Raw genomic sequence first — 19,854 nt, 5'->3', positions numbered from 1 at the left:
CCACAAGGCGCCGTTGAGCCTTACAGCGGCAACCCGGCCTTCACCCGGTACTGATTGCGCACCGGCGTCGCATATTGCAGCACCAGGAACGGACGATGTTCCTCGGGGCAGCCCTCCAGGCGCTTGTTCCATTCTTCCTGCGCCTTGGCCAGTTCATCGGCCGCGAACACTTCAGACGCTTTGGGCACCTGCAATTGCGGGTCGGCGTCTTTCCATTGGGCGTAGGCCAGGTAATGCACCGGGAACAGGCGATAGCCCCCGAGAATTTGCTTGTCCATCTCGATCGCCAATTGCTTGGTGTCTTCGAACAGCTCGGTGATCGGCGCGGCGAAGTTCACGTGCACCCGGCCCTTGTAGCCGGTGATGCCCTTGGCAATGCTCACATCGTCCTCGCCCGGCACTTTGCTGTAGCTGCCGGTGGTGGCGCGGATGAACAACTCGCGGGCCTTGGCCTGATCGCACGGGTCGTATTCGTAGCTGATCGACACCGGGGTGAGGTTCAGCGACTGAATGACTTCGCCGAACGGCTCGTCCTTGCGGCTCATGTGGAACATCTTGAGGATGGCCGACTCGGTGCGGTCATCGCCGTCTTTCGCCCGGCCTTCAGCCTGGGCGATCCAGATCGAGGCGCAATCATTGCGGATCGAATGGTTGATGTAGGCCGACAACAGTTGATAGGCCGCCATCTTCTCGCGCCGACCGGTGATCGAACGGTGCACGATGAAGCTCTTGTTCAAGCGCATCAGGTCGCTGACAAAAGGCTTTTGCAGCAAGTTGTCGCCGATCGCGATGCGCGGTGTCGGCAGGCCGGCGTGGTACACGGCGTAGTTGACGAAGGCCGGGTCCATCACGATGTCGCGGTGGTTGGCGATGAACAAGTAGGCGCTGCCGGACTTGAACTGCTCGACGCCGGTGTAGGTGACACCGTCTGTGGCACGCTCGATGGTGTGGTCGACATACATCTCGACCTTGTCCTGCAACGTGGCCACCGAATGCACGCCAGCGAACTCGCGGCGCAGCCGATGAGCTATAAGAGGTTTAAGCATCCAGCCGAAAGCACCGGCAAAACGCGGGAAGCGGAAGTGGGTGAGGATATCTAGAAACGCCTTGTCGCCAAGCAACCTGTCCAGTACCGCTGGGACTTCGCTGTCGTCGTAAGGTCGGATGGCATCGAATTCGCCCATCATGCTCTCTTGTTAGAAACGGCTAGGGTAAGTAAAGGTTTTGATCAAAAACCGGCAGGGCACGGTCTGAAAAATTAGCCAGACAAAAATAGCCCTGCAAATAGACCGGCGATTATACGCACAAGTCACCTGGGAGACCGCGATGCTGGAAACCGAGCGCTACGAATGTCCGTATTGTGGTGAAGAGGTCGAGACGACGGTGGACCTGTCCGGGGGCGATCAGACCTATATAGAAGACTGCCAGGTGTGTTGCCGGCCGATCACCTTCGTGTTGCAGGTTCATGGCGAGGAATGGCACCTCGAAGTTTTCAGTGAAAACGAATAAAAGGGGCACCCGATGCAGCGAATCTACGAGCCGGAAAATCTGATGGAAGGCGAGCTACTGCAAAGCATGCTGGCCAGCGAGGGCGTCGAAGCGCATCTGGTGGGGCGTGATTTGCTCGGTGGCACCGGTGAACTGCCGATCTTCGGCCTGTTGGGATTGTCGGTGGATAACGATCAGGCCGAATACGCCCGCGAGCTGATCACCGCGTACAATGCCGCGCTGCCGCTGCCCGGCGATGAACCGGACAGCTTTCCCGGCACGCTGGTCTGTTAGGCTGACGTTCGTTTTATTCAGAGTCGTGTTGCCCCATGTGTGGACGTTATGCCCTGTTTCGCTGGAACCCCGCCTTCGCGGCCCTGCCTGGCTTCCCCGCCGATCAGCAGGCCCAGTGGAATATTTCCCCCAACGATTCGGTGTTGATGCTGCGTGCCGGTGCAGACGGCCAGCGTGAACTGGCTCGGGCGCGTTGGGGGCTGACGCCACCGTGGCTGACGGATCTGTCCCGCACTCCGGCCCATGCCCGGGCAGAAACCGTTGCCGAACAACCGATGTTTCGCCAGGCCTTTCGCGAGCGCCGTTGCCTGCTGCCGGCCAATGGTTTCTATGAATGGCGCGGCACCACGCGCAAGCGCCCGTACTGGCTGACGCCGGGGGAAGGCTCGTCGCTGTTTTTTGCCGCGATCTGGGAAGCGTATCCGGTGCAGGAACAGGTGTGGTTGAGCACGGCGGTGATCACGCAGCCGGCGGCGAGTCAGCGTCGGCCGTTGATTCTGGATGAAGCGGGGCAGGCGGCGTGGCTCGATCCGGAGACGCCGTTGCATACCTTGCAGGCCTTGCTTGCCAGTGAACCCGCGGTATTGCGCGAGCGGGTGCTGGCGAACCTGGTGAATGATCCGAAGCTGAATGCGCCGGAGTGTCTGACCCCGGGTTGATTGATGGGGTGACTGTTCCGGCCCCTTCGCGAGCAAGCCCGCTCCCACATTTGATCTCCAGTGATTACAAAATATGCGAACCACGGAGATTTAATGTGGGAGCGGGCTTGCTCGCGAAGGGGCCTTCGGATCAAACCTTGAACTGATTGATCAACCGCCGCTGCTGTTCAGCCAGCTTGGTCAGGTCCGCACTCGCCGCGCTCGACTCATCCGCTCCGCCAGCCACTTCATTGGCCACTTGCCCAATGTTGATCACGTTACGGTTGATGTCGTCCGCCACCGCGCTCTGTTCCTCGGCCGCGCTGGCGATCTGCGTGTTCATGTCGTTGATCACCGACACTGCCTGAGTAATGGTCTCCAGCGCCTCGGCGGCTTTCGCCGCGTGCTGCACGCTTTCGTCCGTGCGATTCTGACTGTCCTCCATGACCCGCACCACGTCGCGGGTGCCTTGTTGCAGTTGCTGGATCATGGTCTGGATTTCTTCGGTGGCTTTCTGGGTTTTCTGCGCGAGGTTGCGCACTTCATCGGCCACCACCGCAAAACCACGGCCCTGTTCGCCGGCGCGGGCCGCTTCGATGGCTGCGTTCAAGGCCAGCAGGTTAGTCTGCTCGGCGATCCCGCGAATGGCCGTGAGGATCGCGTTGATGTTTTCGCTGTCCTTGGCCAGGGTTTGCACCACACCCACAGCCTTGCCGATTTCCACGGCCAGCACGCCAATCGAATTCGAGGTGTCCCGCACGATCTGCATGCCCTGCGCCGCCGCCTGGTCGGCATGGCTGGCGGCTTGCGCGGCCTGGGTCGCGTTGCGCGCTACGTCCTGGGCGGTGGCGGTCATTTCATGCACCGCCGTGGCCACCTGATCAATCTCGGCCATTTGCTTCTGCACGCCGATGTTGGTGCGGATAGCGATGTCGGCGGTGTGTTCCGACGAATCACTGACACTCTGCACCGACGTCACGACCTGGGTGATCATCGCCTGCAACTTGGCCAGGAACGTATTGAAGCCGTTGGCAATCGAGCCCAGTTCGTCCGCACGATCGCTGGTGAGACGGCGCGTCAGGTCGCCTTCACCTTTGGCTATGTCGTCGAGCATCGCCACCATTTGCTTGAGCGGGCGCGCGATACCGTGGCCCACCAGCCAGATCACCAGCAAGCCGATACCGGCGATCAGCAAACCGACCATGGCCATGCCGAAGGTGTCGGATTTGCGCTGGGCGTTGAGGTCGCCCTGGAGTTTTTGCAGGTCGGCCATCACCGCGTTCAGCGGCAATTGCAGCATCAGGGTCCAGCGCGCATCGGTCTGGCCGATGCCGAACGGCAGGTACAACTCGATCCGGTCGTGGGCCTTGTCGACGGTATAGGTCACTTCGCCACGCTTGAGATTGCTCATGTTGGCGATCTGCTGGCTGTCGAGGATGTCACTGACCTTCTCGCCAAATTTACTCGGGTCCTTGGTGTAGGCCACGATCCGGCCGTTACCGCCGATCAACGCCATTTCCCCTGCGCCGCTGTACAGTTTCTGGTTCGCGCCGAGGAGCATTTCCTGAATGAAGTTCACCGACAGGTCGGCGCCGACGATGCCCTGGAAGGCGCCGTTGAGCATGATCGGTTCAATAAAGGAGGCGAGCATGACGATTTTGTCGCCGACCTTGTAGGGCGCCGGATCGATCACGCAGGATTTTTTGGTTTCCTTGGAGCACAGGTAGTACTCGCTGGCGCGCACGCCGGTGGACAGGGTTTTCTGGTCGTCGACGTCCACCAGTTTGTCCAGGCCGAGGGTGCCGTCATCGTTGCGGAACCACCACGGCAGAAAGCGCCCGTTGCTGGTGTCGATGCCGGTCACTTTGGTGTCGATATAGGCGGCATCGTTGTGGTCGAGGGCGTTCTTTTCCCAGCCAATGTAAGTGCCGAGGATCTTCGGGTTCTTGACCACGGTTTCCTTGATCAGGCTGATCAACTGCTCGCGGCTCACATTCAGCTGCGGCTGGCCATCGGGCCCCGGCGTGCCGATCAGGGCGTTGACCCGCACCAGTCCACCGGCAATCAGCAGGGGCGCTTCGAGTTCACGCTGAATCTGGCTGACCTGGGTTTGCGCCAGGGAGGTCAGGCGCTGTTCGATGACTTGCTCGAATTGTGCCTGGGTCCGTTGCTGGACCATGTCTTGCGTTCGTGCGCCGGAAAATAGCGCGTACACCACTAACGCTGCGACTACGCTGAGAACGATGGCGCCAGCGAGGGCAGCCACGGAAAACTGGATCGACTTGAATTTCATGGGTGCTCCGCACGCAAGAGGACGTCTGCGCTGGTGTATCGGCAAGGGGGCGAGCAGCCATGAGCAGGGGCTGGAGAAATGACTGTTTTGGACGTGCCCGTGTCGCAATCAGAAAGGTGCCGAACCTTTGTGCGGCAGGGCAGTCAGTGCTGTATGAATTTTTTGCTGCAGCCGTCGTCCCGAGTCGGGTGACGGCTTTATAGGAGTGCCGTGATGAACAAGTCTCTGGTGGCGTGCGTGTTGGGGGCAGCCTTGCTGCTGGGCGGCTGCGAGACCGTCAACACGACCAGCGCAGGTGAAGTCGGCGTTGTTCGCCAGCAACACATGACCACATTGTTATCGAGCGCACAGGTCAATCAAGCCTACGCACAGGACTACAAGCAGACCGTGGGGGATGCGAGCAGCAAAAACATCCTCGACAAGACCAGTACCGAGGCCGCGCGCGTTCAGGCAATTGCTGATCGGCTGATTGCCCAGGCGCCCACATTTCGCCCGGATGCGGCGCAATGGCAGTGGGAGGTCAATCTGATCAAGAGCGATGAGCTCAACGCCAACTGCGGCCCTGGCGGCAAGATCATTGTGTACACCGGGCTGATCGATAAGCTGCAACTGACGGACGACGAACTGGCCGCGGTGATGGGGCATGAAATCGCCCACGCCTTGCGCGAGCACGGCCGTGAGGCGCTTTCCAAATCCTACGGATTGAGTATCGCGCAGCAACTGGCGATAGCGGCGGGAGCGCCGGCAGCGATTGTCGAGGTGGGGAATAACGGCGTGAACCTGTTGATGACCTTGCCCAACAGTCGCACCAACGAAAACGAAGCTGACCTGATCGGCCTGGAACTGGCGGCGCGTGCGGGTTACAACCCGAATGCGGCGATCACCCTGTGGGAAAAAATGAGCAAGGCTGATGAGGGGGCGCCACCGGAGTTTCTCAGCACTCACCCGTCTTCCAGCAGCCGGACCGCGGCATTGCAGGCGGCGATTCCGAAGGTGATGCCGTTGTACGAGAACGCGCGTAAATCCTGAAGCTTTAGTGAAGCTGCTGACGCCTTCGCGAGCAAGCCCGCTCCCACATTGGTTCTTTTTTGTACACAAATGCTGTGTTCACTGAAGATCAATTGTGGGAGCGGGCTTGCTCGCGAAGAACGATGACGCGGTCTACCGGGTTAAACCCAGCCGCTGCTCTGCATCGCCTTGTATACCGCAACAATCGCCAGGATGAAGAACGCCGACGCCGCCAGTCGACGGATCAGGGTCAATGGCAGTTTGTCCGCCGCAAAGTTGCCGGCCAGTACCACCGGTACGTTGGCAATCAGCATGCCGGCGGTGGTGCCGATGATGACCAGCCACAGATCCGGGTATTGCGCCGCCAGCATCACCGTAGCGACCTGGGTTTTGTCGCCCATTTCTGCCAGGAAGAATGCAATAAGCGTGGTCAGGAAGGGGCCAAACTTGCGCGCGGTGCTGACGTCGTCGTCCATCTTGTCCGGCACCAGGGTCCACAACGCAGTCGCGGTGAAGCTGGCGGCCAGGATCCAGTGCAGCGTCGCATTCGAGAAGAAGCTGCCGAACCAGGCACCGACCGCACCGGCGGCTGCGTGGTTGGCCAGGGTCGCGGCGACGATGCCGGCGATGATCGGCCATGGTTTGCGAAAGCGGGCAGCGAGAATGAGCGCGAGCAGTTGCGTCTTGTCGCCGATTTCGGCCAAGGCAACGATTGCGGTAGGAACGAGAAGTGAATCCAGCATCATCAGGGTTTTTCCTAAGGGGCGGGTCGACACGGCTATGACACGTACAGCCTTCCCGCCCCGGGTAAGGTGTTCGTGTCATAGGTCTTGTCAAACCCTGCGATCCGTTTGATGCGGACGCTTGGGTCGCATACGCCATGGTCTGAGGACCAAGTATGTTGACGTATGCCGGACGAGCATGGCGCTCGTGGGAGACTACTCCCCTAGGACGGAGCGGATTCTGCCTAGGCGAAATCCGTTAGGCAAGCACTTATTTCTCAGTGGCGTTTGGCCCGGTAGATTCTGAAACCCTGTCCCTCGGCCTTGATTGCACACACGCCGAGGTGCTCTTCAATCAGCGGTTGATACTTCAGGAAGCTGTTGGCGACCAAGCGTAGTTCGCCACCGTTTTTCAGATGTTTGGCTGCTTTTCGCAGCAAGTTCTCCGTAGCGAAGTAGTCGGTGTGGACGCCGACATGGAACGGCGGGTTGCTCAAAATCGCACTCAAACCCATCGGTGCGGCGTCGATGCCGTCGCCGGTAATCACGTCGGCTTCCAGACCATTGGCGGCCAGGGTCAGGCGACTGCTGGCCGCGGCAAACGCATCGACATCGAGCAACGTCACCTGATTGTGCGGATAACGACGCTTCACCGCGGCGCCCAACACGCCGGCGCCGCAACCGAAGTCCAGCAAGTGGCCGCTCGGCAATTTGTCCAGGTGCTCCAACAGCAGCGCGCTGCCGCGATCCAGCCGACCGTGGCTGAACACGCCCGGCAGGCTGATGACCTTCAATGGCCCTTCGGCCAACGGCAATTCGTATGTCTGCGCCAGGCTTTCCAGCGATTTGGCTTCAGGTGCGTTGGCCACGGTGACCAGCCAGAGCTGGCAATGACGGGCGCTGTCGAGCTTGCGCGGCTTGCCGAACGGGTTCAGTTGTTTGGCTGCGCCTTCAATACCGCTGCGTTTTTCACCCACCAGATACAGCTCACGGCCAGCCAGGCGCGAGGCGAGGGCGTTGAGGATGTAATCGGTCAGGTCCTTGGACTTGGGCAGAAACACCACCGCCGTCTCGAACTCACGCTCGGGGGCGTTCACGCCAAAATGGCTGCGCTCGGGGAAACGGGCGTCCAGCGCGGCCTGATCGCCGGCGTGCCAGCACCAACCGTGGGCAGCGGGCAGTCGGCCCAGCAGATCGTCGGCGGGCAAACCGGCCAACAACACCGAACCCTGGAACAACTCGGGCTGACGAAGCAGTACTTCACTGCGCGGATCCATACTCTGCTCCTTGAAAAAAAGTGCGGCAGTTTATCAACTGACGACCCGCAGCGCTGTACCGCTGAAGTAAGCCTGCGCATTTTCGGTCAACTGTCCCACGATTCGTTGCCGTGCTTCGCGACTGCCCCAGGCGTTGTGCGGGGTGACGATCAAGCGCGGGATGTCAGCCGCCAGTAAAGGATTGCCGGCGGTCGGTGGCTCGACGCTCAGCACATCGGTGGCCGCGCCGCCCAGATGACCGTTGCGCAAGGCATCGGCCAGCGCTTGCTCATCGATCAAACCACCGCGAGCGGTATTGACCACGAAGGCGCCGGGTTTCATCGAGGCCAGTTCACGGGCGCCGATGAAGTGACGGGTGTGTTCATTGAGTGGGCAGTGCAGGGTGAGGGCGTCGACCTGCGGCAACAGTTGATCCAGCGGCAAACGATCCGGCCGGGCCGGGCGACCCGGGATCTGCCCCAGCAACACGCGCATGCCGAATGCTTCGGCCAGCCGTGCGACCGCGCCACCCAGTTCCCCATGACCGAGCAGGCCGAGGGTTTTGCCTTGCAGTTCGACAATCGGGTAATCCAGCAGGCAGAACTGTTTCGCCTGTTGCCAGCGACCTTCACCCACGGCTTTTTGATAGTCGGCCAGGCGCGTGGCGAGGTTGAGCAGCAACATGATTGTGTGCTGCGCCACCGACGGAGTGCCGTAACCCTGGCAGTTGCAAACGGTAACGCCATGGGCGCGGGCGGCGGCGAGATCGACGTTGTTGGTGCCGGTGGCGGTGATCAGGATCAGCTTCAGGTCGGGGCTGGCGGCGATGGCGTCGGCGTTGATCAGGATCTTGTTGCTGATGGCCACCGTGGTGCCTTTAAGGCGTTCGATCACTTGCTCCGGCGTGGTCTGGGCGAACAGCTGCAAGTCGTCGAAGCAATCACGCAGCGGGCCGAGATCGAGGTCGCCGAGGTCCAGGGACGGGTGGTCGAGGAAAACGGCGCGGCGAGAGTTCGTCATCAACTGTACCTTTTGTGCATTGAACTGAAGGCGTAATCTGCCGAGCCTACCAGATGAAACAAATGGTTACCCACTGGCAGGATTGGCACAAAACCTGTGGTGAGGGAACACTGTGGCGAGGGGGCTTGCCCCCGTTCGGCTGCGCAGCAGTCGTAAATTCAGCCACTCGATACACCCGACAAGTTGTATCTGTCCCGAATGGGGCCGCTTCGCGACCCAACGGGGGCAAGCCCCCTCGCCACAGGTGTGAAGTTAATGCTGAAAATACCAATTGGCCGATATACCCAAAAGGAGCCCCCATGTACTGGACAGAGTTCTTGACCGTTGCCCTGATTCACTTGCTCGCCGTGGCCAGTCCCGGCCCGGACTTTGCCGTGGTGGTGCGTGAAAGCGTGACCCACGGTCGGCGCGCCGGCACCTGGACGGCGCTCGGCGTCGGCACCGCCATTTTCCTCCACGTCGGCTATTCGCTGCTCGGCATCGGCCTGATCGTGTCCCAGTCGATCGTGCTGTTCAATGCGCTGAAATGGGCTGCCGCCGCGTACCTGCTGTACATCGGCTACAAGGCCCTGCGCGCGCAACCGGCCAAGGCTGTCGATGACAACCTGCACAAGGAAGTCGGCGAGCGCACCGCCCGTGGCGCGTTCACTTCCGGTTTCGTGACCAACGGCCTGAACCCGAAAGCCACGCTGTTCTTCCTCTCGTTGTTCACCGTGGTCATCAACCCGCACACGCCGCTGGCGGTACAAGCCGGTTACGGGGTTTACCTCGCGGCGGCGACGGCGCTGTGGTTTTGCCTGGTGGCGCGGCTGTTCAGCCAACAGCGTGTGCGCGCCGGTTTCGCCCGCATGGGCCACTGGTTCGACCGCACCATGGGTGTGGTGCTGATCGCCATCGGCGTGAAACTCGCGTTCACCGAGATGCATTGATAGCGGATTGATCCTCGATATCCTGCAAATGCTGGCGCAAAGCTAGCATTTGTACGGCTCTGCAAATCATTCCTTTGGCTGATTTGGCTGACATCGAAGGGCACTAAAGTGCTTTCATTCAGCCAACACCGTGCAGCCAGAAAAGGGATTCATATGTTGCAGACTCGCGTTATCCCCCCAGCCGAAGGCGCTTACCAGTATCCGCTGCTGATCAAGCGGCTGCTGATGTCCGGCGCTCGTTACGAGAAAACCCGCGAGATCATTTACCGCGACCAGTTGCGCTACAGCTATCCGACCCTGATCGAACGGGTCGCGCGGCTGGCCAACGTGCTGACGGCCGCCGGGGTCAAGGCCGGGGATACCGTGGCGGTGATGGACTGGGACAGCCATCGCTACCTGGAATGCATGTTCGCCATCCCGATGATCGGCGCGGTGATTCACACCATCAACGTGCGCCTGTCGCCGGAACAGATCCTCTACACCATGAACCACGCCGAGGACCGTTTTGTGCTGGTCAACAGCGAGTTCGTGGGGCTTTACCAGGCGGTTGCCGGGCACCTGACCACGGTCGAGAAGACCCTGCTGCTGACCGACCTGCCAGAGAAAACCGCCGACCTGCCGAACCTGATCGGCGAGTACGAGCAGTTGCTGGCGGCAGCCAGTGCGCAATACGACTTCCAGGACTTCGACGAAAACTCCGTCGCGACCACGTTCTACACCACCGGTACCACCGGTAATCCCAAAGGCGTGTATTTCACCCACCGGCAATTGGTCCTGCACACCATGGGTGTGTCGACGATCATGGGCTCCATCGACAGCGTGCGCCTGCTGGGCACCAGCGACGTGTATATGCCGATCACCCCGATGTTCCATGTGCACGCCTGGGGTTTGCCGTATGTGGCGACCATGCTCGGGCTCAAGCAGGTGTATCCCGGCCGTTACGACCCGGAATACCTGGTGGAGCTGTGGCGCAAGGAGAAGGTCACCTTTTCCCACTGCGTACCGACCATTTTGCAAATGATCCTCAACGCCAAGGCGGCGCAAGGCACGGATTTCGGCGGCTGGAAAATCGTCATCGGCGGCAGTGCGCTGAACCGCACGCTGTACGACGCGGCCAAGGGCAAGGGCATCCAGTTGACGGCGGCTTACGGCATGTCGGAAACCGGGCCGTTGGTGTCGTGTGCTCACCTCAACGATGAGTTGATGGCCGGCAGCGAAGATGAACGCACCACGTATCGCATCAAGGCCGGCGTGCCGGGGCCCTTGGTGGAGGCGGCGATCGTCGACACCGACGGCAATTTCCTGCCCGCCGATGGCGAAACCCAGGGCGAGCTCGTACTGCGTGCGCCATGGCTCACCGAGGGTTACTTCAACGAACCGCAGAAGGGCGCCGAGCTCTGGGCCGGGGGCTGGCTGCATACCGGCGACGTGGCAACGCTGGACGCCATGGGCGTGATCGATATTCGAGACCGCATCAAGGACGTGATCAAGACCGGTGGTGAGTGGATCTCGTCCCTGGACCTCGAAGACCTGATCAGTCGCCACGTGGCGGTACGCGAAGTAGCAGTGGTGGGCATCGCCGATCCGCAGTGGGGCGAACGCCCGTTCGCGCTCCTGGTGATCCGCGAAGGGCATGAGATCGGGGCCCGGGAACTCAAGGAACACCTCAAGCCATTCGTGGAGTTGGGGCACCTGAGCAAGTGGGCCATTCCTAGTCAGATTGCCCTTGTTACTGAAATTCCCAAGACCAGTGTCGGCAAGCTCGACAAGAAGCGCATCCGCCTCGACATCACTGAATGGCAAGCCAACAACAGCACCTTCCTCTCGACGCTTTAAGCGTCTTGCGGTGTGCCCGAAAGGGCACGCCAGCCCCACCAAGCAAGCGCTTGGCTTGTGAAATCCGAATTTTCAGCCATCCTTGCCGTGCCGACAGGTGTCGGCCTGGCGAAAGGACTGTTCCAGAGTGGCCGGCAGCTGCAAATCACACTTTAGAGGGATCAAGCTCTACTACCTGCTGGCTATAGTCCGCTCAAGGATTTTTAAGAACGGAGCAAACGCACAAAACGGGGCGATGCAATTTTGGAGTGACTTCGGGACGCCTTGGCTCCCCGTCACCCACAACGTTTTTAGAAGTGCTCACTGCCATAACAATAATGCACATGGAGTAGCGTCGATGACATCAGTAAACACGTTCTGGCGCCGGGCGAAATTGCCCCTGGCGGTCAGTCTCGCCTCTTCGCTCGCCGGGCCTGCATTCGGCGTCAATTTCAACGTTGGTGAAATCGAAGGTCAGTTCGACTCGTCGCTGTCCCTGGGTATGAGTGTCTCGACCCAACAGCCGAACAAGAACCTGATCGGCGTCAACAACGGCGGGCATGGCCTGTCCCAGACCTCCGATGACGGTCACTTGAACTTCAAGAGCGGGCAAGCGTTCTCGAAGATCTTCAAGGGCATCCATGACCTTGAATTGAAATACGGCGATACCGGCGTGTTTGTCCGGGGCAAATACTGGTACGACTTCGCACTGCAAAACGAAGACCTTGAATTCAAGAACGTCAGCAACGACGGCCGCAAAGAAGGCGCCAAGTCCTCCGGCGGGCAAATCCTCGACGCCTTCATCTACCACAACTACACCGTTGCCGATGAGCCGGGCTCCGTGCGTCTGGGCAAGCAGGTTGTGAGCTGGGGTGAAAGTACATTCATCGGCGGCGGCATCAACTCGATCAACCCGATTGACGTGTCCGCGTTTCGTCGTCCGGGTGCCGAGATCAAGGAAGGCCTGATCCCGGTCAACATGTTTTACGTGTCCCAGAGCCTGACCGAAAACCTCTCGGCCGAAGCGTTCTACCAGCTGGAGTGGGACCAGACCGTTGTCGATAACTGCGGCACGTTCTTCTCTCAGCCAGACATCGTCGCCGACGGTTGCGACAACAACCTGCGCGTGCTGAACAAGCGCTCGACGATTCCTGCCATCGCGTTGGGCCCATTGGCCGCCAACGGCGTTAACGTCAACGAGGAAGGTGTGCTGGTTCAACGTGGCGGCGACCGTGATGCCCGCGACAGCGGCCAGTGGGGCGCGTCCTTCAAGTACATGTTCGACCCGCTGGACACCGAGTTCGGTGCCTACTTCATGAACTACCACAGCCGTGCGCCGATCTTCAGCGCCACGGGTGCGCCACAGTCGGTCTACAACGGCGTGGCGGCATTGCCAGGCCCGTTCCAGGCCCTGGGGCCGCTGCTGGTCGCGGGTAACTCGAAATACTTCATCGAATACCCTGAAGACATTCGCCTGTACGGCTTGAGTTTCTCCACCACCCTGCCTACCGGTACGGCGTGGAGCGGTGAGATCAGCTACCGTCCGAACGCACCGGTGCAGTTGAACTCCACGGACATTCTGTTCGCGGGCATTCGTCCTTTGGGCAACAACAATCCGAACAATCCGTTGACCAACGCTTCGTTGCTCTCCGCCGCGCCGGGCACTGACCTGAACGGTTATCGTCGCAAAGAGGTCACCCAGTTCCAGACCACCCTGACGCACTTCTTCGATCAAGTCATGGGCGCCAGCCGTCTTACGCTGGTCGGCGAAGTGGGCGTGACCCATGTCGGTGGCCTAGAAAGCACCTCTGACGTTCGTTATGGTCGCGATCCGGTCTACGGTCCAGGTAGTCTGCCCGCCTCGGGCGCGCTGGATACCTGTGTTGCCCTCAACACCAGCACCATCAACGGTGCCGGCCCGGGTGCAGCCACCAACAACCGCAGCCGCAACTGCGACAACGATGGCTTCACCACGGCGACTTCGTGGGGCTACCGTGGTCGTGCGATCTGGGAATACAACGACGTATTCGCCGGTGTGAACCTCAAGCCGAACGTGGCCTGGTCCCACGATGTGGAAGGTTATTCGCCAGGCCCTGGCGGCAACTTCGAGGAAGGTCGTAAAGCAGTGAGCCTGGGCGTCGATGCCGAATACCAGAACACCTACACCGCGAGCCTGGCCTACACCAACTTCTTCGACGGCAAGTACACCACCGTAGATGATCGCGACTTTGTTGCGCTCAGCGTCGGCGTGAACTTCTAAGCACTGTTTTTTGAGGACGAACACACCTATGAAAATGACAAAAAGTCTGTTCCACGCCGGTGTTCTGGGGCTTTCGCTGCTGGCAACCGGTGTGATGGCGGCGGTCCCTGCGGCCGAAGCCGACAAACTGGGCAAGAGCCTGACGCCGATGGGTGCCGAGATGGCGGGCAACGCCGACGGTTCGATTCCAGCCTGGAAGCCACTGCCGAAAAACGCCGGCACGGTCGACAGCAAGGGTTTCCTGTCTGACCCGTTCGCCAGTGAAAAACCGCTGTTCACCATCACTGCGCAGAACGTTGATCAGTACAAGGAAAAACTCGCCCCGGGCCAGTACGCGATGTTCAAGCGCTACCCGGAAACCTTCAAAATGCCGGTTTACCCGTCCCATCGCGGCTCTACCGTGCCGGATGACGTGTTCGCCGCCATCAAGAAAAACGCCACCTCGACGACTCTCGTGTCCGGCGGCAACGGCCTGGAAAACTTTGAAACCGCCGTACCGTTCCCTATTCCGAAAAGTGGTATTGAAGTCATCTGGAACCACATCACCCGCTATCGCGGTGGCAGCGTGACCCGTCTGGTGACCCAGGCCACGCCACAGCCAAACGGCTCGTACAGCCTGGTGTACTTCCAGGACCAGTTCGTGTTCCGCGACAAGATGAAGGATTACGACCCGAAAAACCCGGGCAACATCCTGTTCTACTTCAAGCAGAAAGTGACCGCGCCGGCACGTCTGGCTGGTGGCGTGCTGCTGGTACACGAAACCCTCGACCAGGTTAAAGAGCCGCGTTCGGCGTGGGTCTACAACGCCGGTCAGCGTCGCGTACGCCGTGCACCACAAGTGTCCTATGACGGGCCGGGTACCGCCGCGGATGGCCTGCGTACCTCCGACAACCTGGACATGTTCAACGGTGCACCGGATCGCTACGACTGGAAGCTCGAAGGCAAGAAAGAGATGTACATCGCCTCCGACAGCTACAAGCTCGATTCGCCGAACCTCAAGTACGACGACATCATCAAGGCCGGTCACATCAACCAGGACCTGACCCGTTACGAGCTGCGCCGGGTCTGGCATATCGTTGCAACCCTGAAGGAAGGTCAGCGTCACATCTACGCCAAACGTGACTTCTACATCGACGAAGACACCTGGCAGGCTGCGGTGATCGATCACTACGACGGTCGTAATCAGCTGTGGCGTGTGGCAGAAGCCCATGCTCAGGACTACTACAACGTTCAAGTGCCGTGGTACACCCTGGAAACCCTGTACGACCTGCAATCGGGTCGCTACCTGGCGCTGGGTATGAAGAACGAAGAGAAGCAGGCGTATGACTTCGGCTTCACCGCCACCACCAGTGACTTCACACCGGCCGCACTGCGTCAGGACGGGGTTCGTTAACCTGTACTGAACAGAGGCCGCATCCTCGAAAAACGCCCCGACTGGTTCGGGGCGTTTTTTTGTCTGGCATTTGGGTAATGAATATTCGGTGCCTTTTATGCCCCCTTCGCGAGCAAGCCCGCTCCCACATTTAACCGAGTTCTTCCAGAAGGAATACGATCGAATGTGGGAGCGGGCTTGCTCGCGAAGGGGGCAACTCGGTCTCCAGGCAAAACTGCATCGCGGGCCCCGCGGATTCTGCTTGTAGACTTTTTGTAGCCATTTGTAGCAATAACCTTCATTCCCTATCCGTTTACCGCTAGTCTGCGGACATCTGCAACGCCGCCATCCGCAATTCAAACAAGAGCCGGCCATGACTGATCTGTCCCCACCCCCGGGCCCCGCAAGCGTTTCCGTCGCCGCATTGGGCGGACGCTTTTTTCGGCCCCCGTTGCCCGACGGCCATGTGCTGCGGCCTCGTCTGTGCGAGCGCCTGAGTACCGGGCTCGGGGGCAGGCTGTTGCTGGTCAGCGCACCCGCCGGGTTCGGCAAGAGTTCATTGGCGGTGGAGTTTTGTCAGGGCTTGCCGCCTCATTGGCAAAGCCTGTGGCTGGGGTTGAGTCCTCGAGACAGCGACCCGGGGCGTTTCCTTGAACGGTTGCTCGAAGGGCTCCAGGATTACTTTCCGACACTGGGCAGCCAGGCGCTGGGACTGCTGAAAATGCGTCAGCGCCATCAGCCGTTCGCTTTCGAAGAATGGCTGGACGGGTTGCTGGACGAGTTGGCCGTTCACCTGTCGACGAGTACGCCGTTGCTGCTGGTGCTCGATGATTACCACCTTGCGCAAGGCCCGGTACTCGATCGTTGCCTGCAGTTTTTCCTCAATCATTTGCCCGATGGCTTGCTGGTCATGGTCACCAGTCGACAGCGCCCGGACTGGCACCTGGCCCGTTTGCGCCTGTCGCGCCAACTGCTCGAACTGCATGAGCAGGACCTTCGACTGACCCACGATGAAGCCCTCACGTTGCTGGATCGCCACAGCAGTTCATTGCGTGGCGAGGCGCTGGAAAGTCTGATTCAACGCAGTGAAGGGTGGGTCGCGGGGTTGCGATTCTGGTTGCTGGCAGCCTCCGAGGCGGGCACTGACGGTGCGTTGCCGCAGTCGCTGCACGGTGGGGAAGGGCTGATTCGCGATTACCTGCTCGAAGAAGTCATCGATTGCCTGCCGGCCGACGTGCAGCAGTTCCTTTACGACACCGCGCCACAGGAACGTTTTTGCAGCGAGCTCTGCGACGCGGTTCGCGAAGCGCATGACAGTGGCGAAATCCTGCGTTTCCTCCAGGCACATCAAGTGTTCCTGGTGCCGCTGGACGAGCACGGCCACTGGTATCGCTATCACCATCTGTTTTCCGACTTGCTGCGCACCCGGCCCACCGCGCAGACGATAGTGCCTGCGGCCAGCCTGCATTTGCGCGCGTGTCGCTGGTTCAATGCACAGGGGCTGCTCGACGAAGCGGTGGAGCAGGCGTTGCGCGCCGGGCATCTGGACGTTGCAGCGAACCTGGTGCAAAACCTCTCCGAAGAACAACTGCTCGCCGAGCAGAACGTCGGCATGTTACTGCGCTGGAAAATGGACCTGCCTGACAGTTTGCTGATCAGCACCCCCAGGTTGATCGTGCTCTACAGCTGGGCGTTGGGACTGGCCTGTCAGCTGGACGCCGCCGAGGAACTGGCCGCTCATTTGAGCCGCTTCCTGCCAGCCCCTTCGGCCACCGCGCAGAAGTCGATGCTGGCGCAGTGGCTGGCCCTGAGCGGCATCATCGCCCGGGGGCGTGGCAATCGCGAGCTGACGCTTGTGTATTGCACTGAAGCGCTGCAGAGCCTGCCGGCCAAACGCTACGGGCAACGGCTGATGTGCCTCTCGACCTTGTCCAACCTGGCCATCGCCGACGGCGATTTGTGGCGTGCGCGCAATTTGAACCGTGAGTCGCTGGAATTGGCGCAGCGGGTCGGTAATCCGTTGTTTGAAGCATTGGCCCATTACGACCGCGCCCGTGTGCTGCAGGCGCGTGGGGAAATCCTTCGCGCGTTGCAAGAAGTCCGTCAGGGCCTGCAACGCCTGCAAGGGCTGTCGCCGCAACGGCTATACGCCGTACGCGCCCGCCTGACCATGTATGAGGGTTTCTTACTGGCCATGCACCTGCAACCGCAGGTCGCGCGGGCCCGCTTGCAAGCCGGTTTGTGTGAAGCACGGGCCTGTCGCGATATCAGCGTATTGCTCGGCCATTGCGTGATCGCCCGGCTTGAGGGCAACAGCGGCGAGTTCGCCAAAGCCTTCGCCGAACTGGCCGAAGCCGAGCGGCTGATGCACATCTGGGACGTGCCACCCATTTACTATCTGGCGATGATCACCCTGGTTAAATGCGAACTCTGGCTGGCCCAGGGGCGCACCGACCTGGCCGAAGCCTGGCTGGCGCGCCTGGGCCAGACCTACAACGGCGAACACGCGGCAGCGCCGCCGGAATTTCATCCACAGCTGCCGCTGCATATCGAGTTACAGCAGGCTTTGCTGGAAGTCATTCAAGGGCAACCGATGCTCGCCGAGGGCCGGTTGAATGCGTTGCTTGAACATGGACAGCAAACCGGACGGCAATTGCTCTGTGCAATGGCACTGACTCAAAAAGTAACCTTGTTGCTGACCAGCGGGCGGGAACCCGAGGCCCGCAAGGCGCTGGCTCAGGCGCTGGAAGCTGCGGCGGGCGGCGTCTTGCAACCCTTCGACGGGCTGCTCGCTGAACATCCGGAGTGGCTGCGCGGGCAACTTCAACTCTGTCCCCCAACTGCTTTTTCGCTGAATCTTGCGGAACAGTTACCGATCGTGGCCGTTCGCCCGACTGTGGAGTCATGTGCAGGAGCAGAACAGCTCAGCGCCCGTGAACTGTCGGTACTGCGCCTGATTGCCCAAGGTTGTTCGAACCAGCAAATCAGCGATCAACTGTTCATCTCTCTGCACACGGTCAAGACCCACGCCAGCCACATCAACAGCAAGCTTGGGGTTGAGCGGCGCACGCAAGCGGTGGCCCGGGCGAAAGAGTTCGGGCTGCTGGGATAGCAGGATTGACCCTACCTTCACAAAGACCGCTGCTGTTTTGTGCCAGAATTGCCCATCCCTGATTTCCGAGCGTGACCCGATGCCCCCACAACCGAGCCTCATTCGCGAAACCTTCCCCGTTGGCCCGTTGCAGTGCAACTGCACCATCATCGGCGACCCAATCACTAAAAAGGCCATCGTCGTCGATCCGGGTGGCAATCACGAACTGATCCTGGCCCGACTCGACGCTCTGGGCCTGAAGGTTGTCAGCATCATTCACACCCATGCGCACCTGGATCACTTCCTGGCCTCTGGTCAGCTCAAGGAGAAAACCGGCGCGACCTTGCACTTGCACAAAGAGGATCAGTTTCTCTGGGACAACCTGGAGATGCAGTGCCAGATGTTCGGTGTGCCTTACACGCCGGTGCCATCGCCGGATCGCTGGCTGGCCGATGACGAGGAACTGGCCTGCGGTTGCGGTGTGGCGATCCACACGCCGGGGCATACGCCAGGTTCCATGAGTTTCTGGTTTTCAGAGGCTAAGCTGCTGATTGCCGGTGACACGCTGTTTCGGCGCGGGGTGGGGCGCACGGATTTATGGGGTGGCGATCAGGCAACCATCGTGCGTTCGATCAAGCAGCGACTGTATACCCTCGACGAAGAAGCAACCGTGGTCACCGGGCATGGTCCGGACACGCGTCTGGGCGATGAAATGCGCGAGAACCCGTTCGTGCGAGCCTGATTTGTAACTCTGGGAATTTTTGCCCGGCGCGACGATCCAACGCCCGCAAAGGTCCAATGCTTAAGTCCGTTGCACCACAGAATGCAAAAAGTAGGAGCTCTTAATGTTCACCATGCGTCCTTTGATTATTGTCGCTACCGCAGTGGCCTTGCTGTCTGGCTGTGCTTCGCCCAATCCTTACAATGGCCAGCCTCAGGGGCAGGCTGATACCGGCTCTCAAGGCATGAGCAAAACCGCTAAATACGGCGGTCTCGGTGCCTTGGCGGGTGCGCTGGCCGGCGCCGCGATCAACCACGATAACCGTGGCAAGGGCGCGCTCATCGGCGCCGCGGTGGTGGGTGCTTCCGCCGCCGGTTACGGTTACTACGCCGACCAGCAAGAGAAAAAGCTGCGCGCCAGCATGGCCAACACCGGGGTTGAAGTGCAGCGCCAGGGCGATCAGATCAAGCTGATCATGCCGGGCAACATCACGTTCGCCACCGATTCGGCGAACATCGCCCCAAGCTTCTATCAGCCGTTGAACAATCTGGCGGGCTCGCTCAAGGAGTTCAACCAGAACCAGATCGAGATCGTCGGCTACACCGACAGCACCGGCAGCCGCCAGCACAACATGGACCTGTCCCAGCGTCGTGCGCAGAGCGTGGCGACTTACCTGACGTCGCAAGGTGTGAGCGGTGCCAACCTCTCGGCTCGCGGTGCCGGCCCGGATAGCCCGATTGCCAGCAACGCTGATGCCAATGGTCGGGCACAGAACCGGCGCGTTGAAGTCAACTTGAAAGCGATTCCGGGTCAGCAGTATCCTCAGTAATAACCGTTTTACCTTTACTAACCTGACTGAACCCCAGGCGTAAAAAAAAAGCCCGCCCGATCCTCAACAGATCGGGCGGGCTTTTTTGTGCCGCCGGTTCCGACGATGGGGCCAGTGC

At 60.3% G+C, this 19,854-nt stretch carries 16 protein-coding genes and 1 riboswitch; of the genes, 11 read left to right on the top strand and 5 right to left on the bottom strand.

What is annotated here, in order from left to right; translation table 11 throughout:
* Positions 1 to 20 precede the first annotated feature (20 nt).
* The gene (locus tag EAH78_RS17040; RefSeq protein ID WP_193560084.1) at positions 21 to 1,184 is read right to left on the bottom strand and encodes a 1-acyl-sn-glycerol-3-phosphate acyltransferase; all 1,164 of its coding nucleotides are present in this window, start codon (positions 1,182 to 1,184) and stop codon (positions 21 to 23) included.
* 142 nt (positions 1,185 to 1,326) lie between these two features.
* On the opposite strand from EAH78_RS17040, the gene EAH78_RS17035 reads away from it, so the two are divergent.
* From EAH78_RS17035 to EAH78_RS17025, 3 genes are read left to right on the top strand one after another with little or no spacing between them, the layout of a single operon-like run.
* On the top strand, positions 1,327 to 1,509 hold the full coding sequence (locus tag EAH78_RS17035; RefSeq protein ID WP_140668528.1) for a CPXCG motif-containing cysteine-rich protein: 183 nt from the start codon (positions 1,327 to 1,329) through the stop codon (positions 1,507 to 1,509).
* A gap of 12 nt (positions 1,510 to 1,521) precedes the next feature.
* A complete protein-coding gene (locus tag EAH78_RS17030) occupies positions 1,522 to 1,782 on the top strand; it encodes a putative signal transducing protein (protein WP_140668527.1) in 261 nt (86 codons plus the stop codon).
* A gap of 35 nt (positions 1,783 to 1,817) precedes the next feature.
* Complete coding sequence (locus EAH78_RS17025; protein WP_140668526.1) at positions 1,818 to 2,441, top strand: SOS response-associated peptidase; 624 nt, start codon at positions 1,818 to 1,820, stop codon at positions 2,439 to 2,441.
* A gap of 130 nt (positions 2,442 to 2,571) precedes the next feature.
* Here the strand turns inward: EAH78_RS17025 and EAH78_RS17020 are convergent, their stop codons facing one another.
* Positions 2,572 to 4,713 carry a methyl-accepting chemotaxis protein gene (locus EAH78_RS17020; RefSeq protein WP_140668525.1) on the bottom strand — a complete coding sequence of 714 codons (2,142 nt, stop codon included), beginning with the start codon at positions 4,711 to 4,713 and terminating at the stop codon, positions 2,572 to 2,574.
* A gap of 213 nt (positions 4,714 to 4,926) precedes the next feature.
* Between EAH78_RS17020 and EAH78_RS17015 the strand changes: the two genes are divergently transcribed.
* The gene (locus EAH78_RS17015) at positions 4,927 to 5,742 is read left to right on the top strand and encodes a M48 family metallopeptidase (protein WP_140668524.1); all 816 of its coding nucleotides are present in this window, start codon (positions 4,927 to 4,929) and stop codon (positions 5,740 to 5,742) included.
* 140 nt (positions 5,743 to 5,882) lie between these two features.
* On the opposite strand, the gene EAH78_RS17010 is transcribed toward EAH78_RS17015, so the two are convergent.
* The 3 genes from EAH78_RS17010 to EAH78_RS17000 form a co-directional block, all read right to left on the bottom strand.
* Complete coding sequence (locus EAH78_RS17010) at positions 5,883 to 6,464, bottom strand: TMEM165/GDT1 family protein (protein ID WP_027925988.1); 582 nt, start codon at positions 6,462 to 6,464, stop codon at positions 5,883 to 5,885.
* A 92-nt stretch (positions 6,465 to 6,556) separates the two neighbouring features.
* Positions 6,557 to 6,681, bottom strand: a riboswitch (yybP-ykoY riboswitch).
* A gap of 40 nt (positions 6,682 to 6,721) precedes the next feature.
* Entirely contained in the window at positions 6,722 to 7,720 is a 999-nt protein-coding gene (locus tag EAH78_RS17005) for a class I SAM-dependent methyltransferase (RefSeq protein WP_140668523.1), read from the bottom strand.
* A gap of 33 nt (positions 7,721 to 7,753) precedes the next feature.
* A complete protein-coding gene (locus EAH78_RS17000) occupies positions 7,754 to 8,719 on the bottom strand; it encodes a 2-hydroxyacid dehydrogenase (RefSeq protein WP_140668522.1) in 966 nt (321 codons plus the stop codon).
* Positions 8,720 to 9,018: 299 nt separating this feature from the next.
* Here EAH78_RS17000 and EAH78_RS16995 point away from each other — a divergent pair, with 299 nt between their 5' ends.
* The 7 genes from EAH78_RS16995 (at position 9,019) to EAH78_RS16965 (ending at position 19,736) form a co-directional block, all read left to right on the top strand.
* Positions 9,019 to 9,648 (top strand): LysE family translocator, encoded by a 630-nt coding sequence (locus tag EAH78_RS16995; RefSeq protein WP_140668521.1) that lies wholly within the window; start codon positions 9,019 to 9,021, stop codon positions 9,646 to 9,648.
* 153 nt (positions 9,649 to 9,801) lie between these two features.
* A complete protein-coding gene (locus EAH78_RS16990) occupies positions 9,802 to 11,484 on the top strand; it encodes a fatty acid--CoA ligase (protein ID WP_140668520.1) in 1,683 nt (560 codons plus the stop codon).
* A gap of 337 nt (positions 11,485 to 11,821) precedes the next feature.
* Positions 11,822 to 13,723: a DUF1302 domain-containing protein gene (locus EAH78_RS16985; protein WP_140668519.1), complete on the top strand. Its 1,902-nt coding sequence runs from the start codon at positions 11,822 to 11,824 to the stop codon at positions 13,721 to 13,723.
* Positions 13,724 to 13,751: 28 nt separating this feature from the next.
* Entirely contained in the window at positions 13,752 to 15,116 is a 1,365-nt protein-coding gene (locus EAH78_RS16980; RefSeq protein WP_140668518.1) for a DUF1329 domain-containing protein, read from the top strand.
* 352 nt (positions 15,117 to 15,468) lie between these two features.
* On the top strand, positions 15,469 to 18,207 hold the full coding sequence (locus tag EAH78_RS16975) for a LuxR C-terminal-related transcriptional regulator (protein ID WP_140668517.1): 2,739 nt from the start codon (positions 15,469 to 15,471) through the stop codon (positions 18,205 to 18,207).
* Positions 18,208 to 18,286: 79 nt separating this feature from the next.
* A complete protein-coding gene (locus EAH78_RS16970) occupies positions 18,287 to 18,928 on the top strand; it encodes an MBL fold metallo-hydrolase (protein ID WP_140668516.1) in 642 nt (213 codons plus the stop codon).
* Between the two features lie 103 nt (positions 18,929 to 19,031).
* A complete protein-coding gene (locus EAH78_RS16965) occupies positions 19,032 to 19,736 on the top strand; it encodes an OmpA family protein (protein WP_140668515.1) in 705 nt (234 codons plus the stop codon).
* The last annotated feature ends 118 nt before the right edge of the window (positions 19,737 to 19,854 follow it).

This window comes from Pseudomonas arsenicoxydans (genome assembly GCF_006438915.1).
In the GTDB taxonomy this organism is placed as follows: domain Bacteria; phylum Pseudomonadota; class Gammaproteobacteria; order Pseudomonadales; family Pseudomonadaceae; genus Aquipseudomonas; species Aquipseudomonas arsenicoxydans_A.
Note: the sequence above shows the minus strand (reverse complement) of the source record. Positions and strands in the feature narration are given on the sequence as shown.

Coding starts and splice junctions, on each gene's coding strand:
- EAH78_RS17005 (WP_140668523.1), bottom strand. CDS start 7,720: ATGGATCCGCGCAGTGAAGTACTGCTTCGTCAGCCCGAGTTGTTCCAG.
- EAH78_RS16970 (WP_140668516.1), top strand. CDS start 18,287: ATGCCCCCACAACCGAGCCTCATTCGCGAAACCTTCCCCGTTGGCCCG.
- EAH78_RS17035 (WP_140668528.1), top strand. CDS start 1,327: ATGCTGGAAACCGAGCGCTACGAATGTCCGTATTGTGGTGAAGAGGTC.
- EAH78_RS17025 (WP_140668526.1), top strand. CDS start 1,818: ATGTGTGGACGTTATGCCCTGTTTCGCTGGAACCCCGCCTTCGCGGCC.
- EAH78_RS16985 (WP_140668519.1), top strand. CDS start 11,822: ATGACATCAGTAAACACGTTCTGGCGCCGGGCGAAATTGCCCCTGGCG.
- EAH78_RS16995 (WP_140668521.1), top strand. CDS start 9,019: ATGTACTGGACAGAGTTCTTGACCGTTGCCCTGATTCACTTGCTCGCC.
- EAH78_RS16990 (WP_140668520.1), top strand. CDS start 9,802: ATGTTGCAGACTCGCGTTATCCCCCCAGCCGAAGGCGCTTACCAGTAT.
- EAH78_RS17030 (WP_140668527.1), top strand. CDS start 1,522: ATGCAGCGAATCTACGAGCCGGAAAATCTGATGGAAGGCGAGCTACTG.
- EAH78_RS16965 (WP_140668515.1), top strand. CDS start 19,032: ATGTTCACCATGCGTCCTTTGATTATTGTCGCTACCGCAGTGGCCTTG.
- EAH78_RS16975 (WP_140668517.1), top strand. CDS start 15,469: ATGACTGATCTGTCCCCACCCCCGGGCCCCGCAAGCGTTTCCGTCGCC.
- EAH78_RS17015 (WP_140668524.1), top strand. CDS start 4,927: ATGAACAAGTCTCTGGTGGCGTGCGTGTTGGGGGCAGCCTTGCTGCTG.
- EAH78_RS17000 (WP_140668522.1), bottom strand. CDS start 8,719: ATGACGAACTCTCGCCGCGCCGTTTTCCTCGACCACCCGTCCCTGGAC.
- EAH78_RS17020 (WP_140668525.1), bottom strand. CDS start 4,713: ATGAAATTCAAGTCGATCCAGTTTTCCGTGGCTGCCCTCGCTGGCGCC.
- EAH78_RS17010 (WP_027925988.1), bottom strand. CDS start 6,464: ATGCTGGATTCACTTCTCGTTCCTACCGCAATCGTTGCCTTGGCCGAA.
- EAH78_RS17040 (WP_193560084.1), bottom strand. CDS start 1,184: ATGGGCGAATTCGATGCCATCCGACCTTACGACGACAGCGAAGTCCCA.
- EAH78_RS16980 (WP_140668518.1), top strand. CDS start 13,752: ATGAAAATGACAAAAAGTCTGTTCCACGCCGGTGTTCTGGGGCTTTCG.